The sequence below is a fragment of the Mitsuaria sp. TWR114 genome (assembly GCF_007997345.1).
On the sequence record NZ_VOSR01001054.1, the window covers coordinates 1 to 1116 of the forward strand.

The window sequence follows — 1116 nt, forward strand, 5'->3', positions numbered from 1 at the left end:
CTCGGCCGCCTCGATGGCTTCGGACTGGGCGTTCCACGCCTCGGCGTGGGACGGCGGCGGCGCGTCGGGCGCATCGGTTGCAGCCGGCGCATCGGCGCGCAGGGGCTCCGCGGGGACGGTCGGGGAAGAAGGCTCCGGCACTTCGCTGGCGCCGGCGGGGGTCGTGCTCATGGGGCGCGATTGTGCCGCCGGATAATTCCGCGATGCCCGACGCCCTCGCCGAATCCGCTTCCCCCGCGCAGTCTCCTGACACGATGACTTGGGACATCTTCTGCCGCGTCATCGACAACTACGGCGATCTCGGCGTCTGCCTGCGGCTGGCGCGCGACCTGGCCCGGCGTGGCGAGCAGGCGCGGCTCTGGTGCGACGACCTGTCGCCGCTGGCCTGGATGCAGCCGGAGGCCGTCCCGGGCCTGAGCTGCAGCCCTGGGACGAGAGCGTGGGCGCGGCACCGGGCGACGTCGTCGTCGAGACCTTCGGCTGTGAGCTGCCCGCGCCCTTCGTCGCCGCGATGGCCGCGCGGCCCGTCCGGCCGGCGTGGATCAACCTCGAATACCTCAGCGCCGAAAGCTACGTCGAGCGCAGCCATGGACTGAAGTCGCCGCAGTTCTCCGGACCGGGCGCAGGACTCGACAAGTGGTTCTTCTATCCCGGCTTCAACGATCGCACCGGCGGCCTTCTCCGGGAGCCGGGACTTCTCGACGCCGTCACCGCGCACCACGGCGACGCCTGGCGCGCGGCGCGCGGCTGGGGCCGCCGGCCCGGCGAGCGGGTGCTGAGCCTTTTCGCGTATCCGCAGGCGCCGCTGGCGCCCTTGCTCGAGGCGCTCGGTCCCGGCTGGCTGCTGCTGCTCTGCCCCGGGGCGGCCCAGAGCGCCGTGCCGGCCTTGCTGCGCGACGGGCAGCGCGCGCTCGCGCTTCCTCATCTGACGCAGGACGGTTACGACCAGTTGCTCTGGTCCTGCGATCTCAACCTCGTGCGCGGCGAGGACTCCTTCGTGCGCGCGCAATGGGCCGGCCAGCCGATGCTGTGGCAGATCTACTTCCAGGACGATGGCGCGCACGGGCCGAAGCTGGAGGCCTTCCTGGACGCCGCGCTGGCGGGCGCCGAGGGCCC

General features: G+C 72.8%; 1 protein-coding gene and 1 pseudogene. Both read left to right on the plus strand.

Annotated elements, in window-relative coordinates:
* Positions 1–254: 254 nt before the first annotated feature.
* Positions 255–353: pseudogene (earP, locus tag FUT87_RS31495) on the plus strand (elongation factor P maturation arginine rhamnosyltransferase EarP); the annotation flags it as partial.
* Between the two features lie 8 nt (positions 354–361).
* Positions 362–1116, plus strand: a 755-nt coding sequence (gene earP, locus FUT87_RS27255; RefSeq protein WP_255512074.1) for an elongation factor P maturation arginine rhamnosyltransferase EarP, incomplete at its 3' end; no start/stop codon positions are given.